This window comes from Desulfobulbus sp. (assembly GCF_030824455.1).
In the GTDB taxonomy this organism is placed as follows: Bacteria; Desulfobacterota; Desulfobulbia; order Desulfobulbales; family Desulfobulbaceae; genus Desulfobulbus.
Window position 1 is genome coordinate 41,979 of sequence record NZ_JAVBXR010000109.1, and the last position, 6,593, is coordinate 48,571.

At 60.5% G+C, this 6,593-nt stretch carries 7 protein-coding genes; 6 read left to right on the forward strand and 1 reads right to left on the reverse strand.

Annotated features, from left to right (window positions below):
• The first annotated feature begins 189 nt into the window (after nt 1–189).
• The 3 genes from RCH93_RS13810 to RCH93_RS13820 all read left to right on the forward strand — a co-directional run bounded on the left by RCH93_RS13810 (nt 190) and on the right by RCH93_RS13820 (nt 3,659).
• A complete protein-coding gene (locus RCH93_RS13810) occupies nt 190–702 on the forward strand; it encodes a DUF4388 domain-containing protein (RefSeq protein WP_306549001.1) in 513 nt (170 codons plus the stop codon).
• Nucleotides 703–941: 239 nt separating this feature from the next.
• Nucleotides 942–2,819 carry a GspE/PulE family protein gene (locus RCH93_RS13815; RefSeq protein ID WP_306549002.1) on the forward strand — a complete coding sequence of 626 codons (1,878 nt, stop codon included), beginning with the start codon at nt 942–944 and terminating at the stop codon, nt 2,817–2,819.
• Nucleotides 2,820–3,659 carry an HDOD domain-containing protein gene (locus RCH93_RS13820; protein WP_306549003.1) on the forward strand — a complete coding sequence of 280 codons (840 nt, stop codon included), beginning with the start codon at nt 2,820–2,822 and terminating at the stop codon, nt 3,657–3,659.
• 74 nt (nt 3,660–3,733) lie between these two features.
• On the opposite strand, the gene RCH93_RS13825 is transcribed toward RCH93_RS13820, so the two are convergent.
• Entirely contained in the window at nt 3,734–4,156 is a 423-nt protein-coding gene (locus RCH93_RS13825; RefSeq protein ID WP_306549004.1) for an acyl-CoA thioesterase, read from the reverse strand.
• Between the two features lie 234 nt (nt 4,157–4,390).
• Here RCH93_RS13825 and RCH93_RS13830 point away from each other — a divergent pair, with 234 nt between their 5' ends.
• The 3 genes from RCH93_RS13830 to RCH93_RS13840 are packed head-to-tail and all read left to right on the forward strand — an operon-like array spanning nt 4,391 to nt 6,533.
• Entirely contained in the window at nt 4,391–4,684 is a 294-nt protein-coding gene (locus RCH93_RS13830; RefSeq protein ID WP_306549007.1) for an ArsC family (seleno)protein, read from the forward strand.
• Between the two features lie 6 nt (nt 4,685–4,690).
• Nucleotides 4,691–5,872, forward strand: coding sequence for an 8-amino-7-oxononanoate synthase (locus RCH93_RS13835; RefSeq protein WP_306549005.1), 1,182 nt, complete (start codon nt 4,691–4,693; stop codon nt 5,870–5,872).
• A 4-nt stretch (nt 5,873–5,876) separates the two neighbouring features.
• Nucleotides 5,877–6,533, forward strand: coding sequence for a DUF452 family protein (locus RCH93_RS13840; RefSeq protein WP_306549006.1), 657 nt, complete (start codon nt 5,877–5,879; stop codon nt 6,531–6,533).
• Nucleotides 6,534–6,593: the final 60 nt, after the last annotated feature.

Genomic DNA, 6,593 nt, shown 5'->3' on the forward strand with positions numbered 1-6,593 from the left:
ATCGCCCAGGGATTAACGCTTGACTCCCAGGCGGTTTTGCGCGAACCTTACATAGTCCGGTTTTATTTACCTTTCTCCACTTTACATGCGCCTATGAAATCAATTCTTCACACTTTTTTTCAATCGCCCGCCCCCAGACCCGAGCCATTGCCGGCGCTGGAGAAGGACGAGCACAGGGGCCAGCCCCCTGTGACGCCGCTCCCCGCTTTTGCAGGCGACATTGCCTCCATTGCCATCGAAAACATCTTTCAGCTGTTCGATTTGGCTGGTTTGAGCGGCAAGCTTGAAGTCTGTTCGCCCGCCAATTGCGGTGATTTCTATTTTCGCAAAGGGGTGCTGCTCCACGGATTGCTGCAGATCAACCACCGCAAGGTCGGTCAGATTCTCCTCGATTCCCAGGTGATCACCGAGACCCAACTGCAGGAATGCCTGATGCTCCATGAGCAGGGCAACCCGCCGCGGCGATTTGGCCAGATTCTGCTTGAACAAGGGTACGTCAAACCCGACAGCCTGGATACCACCCTGTTGCGCCAGGTCAAGGAAGCCTTTTTTGAAACGCTGTCCTGGAATGAAGGCGTCTTCCGCTTCTATCCGGATCTGGCGCCGGAACCGGACGCCGTCAAGCTGTACGCCCGCGTCGATCACCTGTTGCTCGAGGGCATGGTTCACATCGACCAGACCGCAGCGGACCAGGAAGAGTAACAACAAACCTGCGGGAGCTTTGCACCCGAGGCTATCGACGACGCCAAGGACGCCGCCAAGGCTTGAACGATCTTGCCGCCCAGACGCGGCTGGTTGATTCTGCAAGAGTAATAAAGTGACAGGTGCGCCTGGAATGTGTTGAACCGTGGTTTGCGAGCCCGTATACTTTGCCCTCAGACCATTTTACGATTTTAAAGGACAGGCAGGCCCGCGCGGCCGTCCTCCAGGCGACGTCCACTATGACTGCAACCCCGAAAGAAAGCTATAGCGCCATTATCCGCCTGCTGTTGGAGGCAAACAAGGTGACCCTCGCCCAGGTGGAGCATGCCGCCCGGGTGCAGGGCAAGCTCACCACCTTTCAGCCGCTCCTGAAGATCCTCAAGGATCTCAAATTCGCCACCGACCAGGACGTCAAGGACATCCTCCGCAAGACCTCGTCTTCAGTCCGCATCGGCGACCTTCTGGTGGAACTCGGCCAGATCTCCCCCGACGATCTAGAGTCCGCCTGCCGCATGCAAAAGGAAAGCGACTCCCAGGAAAAATTGGGCCGCATCCTGGTGAAACACAACTTCATCGAGGAACAGGCCTTTATTGAGGTCCTCTCCATCCAGATGGGCTTTCCGTTCATCGAGCCTGCCCTCAACAACATCGACCGGGCCTTGTGCGAGAAGGTCCCCAAGACCCTGATGGCCACCCACGGCTTTGTGCCCATCAAAAGCGACAAGAGCGAGGACGGGTCCGTCCGGGTCGCCTTTGCCGATCCGCTTGACCAGGACGCCTTGCAGGCCGCCCGCCGGTTTCTGGGAACCCGCGTCGTTCCGGTCATCGCCCAGAGTCGGACCATCAAGAAAACCCTCGAGCTGCTGGCCGAGAAAAAGGCGGGCCGGGCCCTGGCGGTGGACAACACCACCGTGGTCGGCACGGTCAATTCGATCATTCTCGCCGCCCTGAAGAACAACGCCAGCGACATCCACATCGAGCCCATGGAGGACTGCCTGCACGTTCGCTTCCGGGAAGACGGGGTGCTCAACCACTACAAGGATTTCCCCAAAGAGATCATCCCGGCGCTCTCCAGCCGGCTCAAGATCATGTGTCAGGCCGACATCACCGAAAAACGGCGACATCAGGGCGGTCGCATTCTCTTTGAGTACGACGAGGGTCAGTTGGACCTGCGCGTTTCTTTTTTTGTCACCATCCACGGCGAAAAAATCGTGCTCCGGCTGCTCAACCGCAAACATGAACTGTACGACCTGCAATCCATTGGCTTGTTGCCGCGCATGCTCGCCCGCTTCCTCGAAGACGCGGTGTATCATCCCAGCGGCGTTGTCCTGGTGACCGGCCCCACCGGTTCGGGCAAGACCTCCACCATCTACAGCTGCATCCACGCCCTCAAGAGCCCGCAGGTGAGCATCATCACCGCCGAGGAGCCGGTGGAATACGTGATCGAGGGCGTGGCCCAGTGTTCGATCGATCCCAAGATCGACCTCACCTTTGAGGAGACCCTGCGCCACATCGTCCGCCAGGATCCGGACGTGATCGTCATCGGCGAGATCCGCGACGCCTATTCGGCCGAGGTGGCGGTGCAGGCCGCCCTCACCGGGCACAAGGTGCTTTCCACCTTCCACACCGAGGACACCATCGGCGGTCTGATCCGGCTGCTCAACATGAACATCGCGCCCTTTCTGGTCTCCTCCACCGTGGTCAGCGTCCTGGCGCAGCGGCTGCTCAGGCGGGTCTGTCCGCATTGCGCGGTCGACGCCAAACCGACGCCGGCGCAACTCCAGCGGTTGCGCTGCACGGCCAACGATCTGGTCGGGGCGCATTTCAAGAAGGGTCGCGGCTGCCGGATGTGCAAGCAGACCGGCTATCGGGGGCGGATCGGCGTGTTTGAACTGCTGGTGCTCGACGAACCGGTTCGCGCCGCCATTCTTGATCAGCGAACCAGTTACGAAATCCGCGCCATCAGCATCAACCACTCGGGGTTGATGACCCTGTTGGAAGACGGCCTGATCAAGGCTGCCTCCGGGATCATCACGGTCGAAGAAATCCTGCGCTGCCTGCCTATTTTCAGTCCGCCCCGTCCCCTTGCCGAACTCCGCCGCCTGGCAGGTGAATAAATGGCCGCTCCCCTTTCTCTGGTTGAGGTGATCAACCGTTTTATCGAATCGGACGCAGTGACGCTGCCGGTGTTCAATTCCGCCTCCTCCCGCATCCAGCAGGAAATGGCGAAACCCGAACCGAGCATCCAGGTGATCGAAAAAATTATCACCTCGGATCAGGCCCTTTCCTCCCAGGTGCTGAAAATCGCCAACTCGTCCTTTTATCGCGGCTTGGCGGAGATCGGCACGGTGCGGGCCGCAATCTTGCGGCTGGGCTTCAAGGAAATTGAACAGGTCGTGGTCCTGGCCACCTCGCGGCAGCATTTCAAAAGCAGCGACAAGACGATCAATCTGCTGATGAAAAAACTCTGGCAGCATGCGGTAGGCTGTGCCTACGGCACGGTGTGGCTGGCCCGGCGCTACACCTACGGCGTCGATCAGAGTCAGGCCTTTTTCGGCGGCCTCTTCCACGACGTCGGCAAGCTGCTCGTTTTGGTGATCATCGAGCAGGTCAAACGCCGCAACAAGACCCTGAAAATCACCGACGCCCTGCTGCTGGAGGCCATGGACAAGCTGCATCCGCGGGAAGGGGCCAAACTGCTGGCGCAGTGGAACATGCCCGAATATTTTTGTGTGATCGCCCGCGATCACCACAGCGTGGAGATCGACGACAAGAATTTCCTGCTCCTGCTGGTGCGCATGGCCAACATGGTCTGCCACAAGCTCGGCATCGGCCTGAGCAAAAATCCGACGCTGATCCTCCCCGCCACCCTTGAGGCCGGCCTGCTTAACCTCACTGAGATCGATCTGGCCGAGTTGGAAATCGTCCTTGAAGACACCGCCGTGCTGGCCGATTAACTCCGGTTTGCGGTTGTGAGCGGGCGAGAAGGATCGCGAAATTTCTCAGGATAATTCGCAATAACCAACCCCCGTTACACCTGCAGCCGGTCCTTGTTGATCGGCTGTTTCATGCCGTCCTCGCCGATGGCCACATAGGTGATGGCCGCCTCGGTCACTTTGAAGGTGGTGAACTGGTCCTTGCCCGCGTGCAGAATCGGCCGCACCCAGACCTCGAGCATGATGGTCACCGAGGTGGTGCCGACCCGCAGCACCCGCCCGTAGCAGCAGACCACGTCGCCCACCCGCACCGGTTTGATGAACTTCATGCTCTCCACCGCCACGGTCGCTGTCCGCGTCCGCGTCACCTCCTTGGCCATCATGCTGCCGGCCAGGTCCATCTGCGACATAATCCAGCCGCCGAACACATCGCCGTTGAAACTGGTGTCGGCCGGCATGGGCATGGTCCGCAGCAGCAGGTCGCCCTGCGGTCCTTCGTGCTCCGTCGGGGTTGTCATCACTGTCCCTCCATTCTTTTGGTTTGTTGGTTCGCAACCGTCTTCCTATAAAGGATTTTTGCTTTTTCGGAAATGGCCAACCACCGGGAAAATAAGGTGGTGGTCCGGACCGTCCGGGACTATAATGGCCCGCCGTTGGACGGATGTCCTGTCCTTTTTGGTATTCTGGAAACACTCTTGGAGAGTCGTATGCGTATCGATTGGGCCTATCTACGAAAAGGCTGAGCGTCCTGCATCAAGGCACTGGATGTGCTTAAACGAAACAACCTGAATCCTGCGCAGATTGTTGACGCCAGGAAGGAACCCCTTGCCGGCGAAGAGGCCTGGCAGCTGCTGGCTTCCGCCCGCGAGATCGTGGTGGCCAAGGGCAAAAGCGCGGTGGCGTTTGATCCGAGCGTTGACGGCAAAGAGGCTATTCTGGCCCAGGCCCTGGGGCGAACCGGCAACTTGCGGGCCCCGACCCTGCGGCTCGGCGACCGGCTTCTGGTGGGATTCAACGACAGCCTCTACAGCCAATTTTCAGGATAAAACGCCATGTCCGTTTTGCATCAACAGTTGCGCGAACAACTCGACGCCATCGAACAGCAGGGACAGTTGCGCCGCCTAGCGCCGGTCACCCATCTCGACCAGGGGCGGATTGACATCGACGGCCGGCAATATCTCAACCTCGCCGGCAACGACTATCTGGGGCTGGCCACCAACCGGGAACTGCTGCAGGCCTTTTTTCGCGAGCAGACCGACGACAACCTTCTGGAGCGCTACGGCCTGGGCAGCACCGCCTCGCGCCTGATGACCGGCAACACCCTGCCCTATGTGCGGCTGGAAGAGCAGCTGCGCGCGCTCTACCAGGCGGAGGCGGCGCTGGTGTTCAACTCCGGCTATCACATCAACATCGGCATCCTGCCGGCGCTGTCCGGCAAACAGGACCTGATCCTGGCCGACAAACTCTGCCACGCCAGCCTAATCGACGGCATGCGTCTGTCGCGGGCCAAGGTGATCCGTTACCCGCATCTCGATTACCCGGCCATTGAGCAGGTGCTGGCCAAAGACCGGGAACGCTACCGGCAGGTGTTCATCGTCACCGAATCGATCTTCAGCATGGACGGCGACGCCGCCGATCTGGCCGAACTGGTGCGGATCAAAGACCGTTTTCGGGCCGCGCTCTACGTCGACGAAGCCCACGGGGTCGGCATCCGGGGGCAGAGCGGCTGCGGTTTGGCGGAGGAACAGGGCGTGCATCACAAGATTGAGATTCTCACCGGCACCTTTGGCAAGGCCTATGGCGGCCAGGGATCCTTTGTGGTCGGCTCCCAACTGCTGATCGACTACCTGCTCAACACCGCCCGCTCGCAGATTTTCTCCACTGGGCTGCCGCCGGTTTCGGTTCACTGGCTCTGTTTTGTCCTGCGGCAAATTCCCCTGATGCAGGCGCAGCGCGCCAAGGTGGACGAGATGGCGGCGCGGTTTCGCGACGCCCTGCGCGCCGCCGGCCTGCGCACCGACGGCAGCAGCAACATCGTGCCGGTGATGGTCGGCGATGCGGCGCGGGCCGTGGCCGCAGCCGAGCGCATCTGCGAGGCGGGCTACTGGGTCAAGGCGGTGCGGCCGCCCACGGTGCCGGCAGGCACCTCGCGCCTGCGCCTGTCGTTGAACGCGGCCATGGACTGGGAGCAACTGGCCCCGTTGCCTGCCATTATCAAAGCGTCTCTGGAGTAAGCCCATGCACGGCAACTGGCTGCACCGCAACAACCGGAAGGACTGCATTCTTTTTTTCAGCGGCTGGGGCATGGATGCGACCCCGTTTCGCTTTCTCTCCGCCCACGACCACGACCTGTGTCTGTTCTCCGACTACCGGCGCCTGCAGCCAATCGATTTGGCGCCCTTTGCCGGCTACGAACGGCTGCACCTGATCGGCTGGTCCATGGGGGTCTGGGCGGCGGCGCACCTTCTGGCCGATCAGGCCGAGCGCTTCGCCTCCTGCACCGCCCTTGGCGGCACCCTCGCTCCCATCGACAAGCAGCGCGGCATCCCGCCGGAAAGCTACGCCGCCATGCTCGACCCCTTTACTCAGGAGGTGCTTGACGGTTTTTACCGCAACATGTTCGACGACGAAGACCAGTTGGTCCGCTTTCTAGCCCATCGGCCGGAACGGGATCTGCCCGGCCTGCAGGAGGAGATGATTGCCTTCCGCGACGCCTTTCTCAACTTCGGCCCCGGTCGCGACCTCTACACCCATAAAATCGTCACCAGCCGCGACCGCATTTTCTCCGGCCGCAACCAGATGCGCGCCTGGGGCAAGGGCTGCGGAACGGTTCATAACTGGCCGCATTTCCCCTTCTTTTTATTTTCCGATTGGCAAGAGTTGCTGCCGTTGTAAATTTTCGCCCCTGACAAGGGGCCTTTGCAAAAACGCTGTACGCGCCCATCCGCCGCCACT

Coding starts and splice junctions, on each gene's coding strand:
- RCH93_RS13820 (WP_306549003.1), top strand. CDS start 2,820: ATGGCCGCTCCCCTTTCTCTGGTTGAGGTGATCAACCGTTTTATCGAA.
- RCH93_RS13840 (WP_306549006.1), top strand. CDS start 5,877: ATGCACGGCAACTGGCTGCACCGCAACAACCGGAAGGACTGCATTCTT.
- RCH93_RS13835 (WP_306549005.1), top strand. CDS start 4,691: ATGTCCGTTTTGCATCAACAGTTGCGCGAACAACTCGACGCCATCGAA.
- RCH93_RS13825 (WP_306549004.1), bottom strand. CDS start 4,156: ATGACAACCCCGACGGAGCACGAAGGACCGCAGGGCGACCTGCTGCTG.
- RCH93_RS13815 (WP_306549002.1), top strand. CDS start 942: ATGACTGCAACCCCGAAAGAAAGCTATAGCGCCATTATCCGCCTGCTG.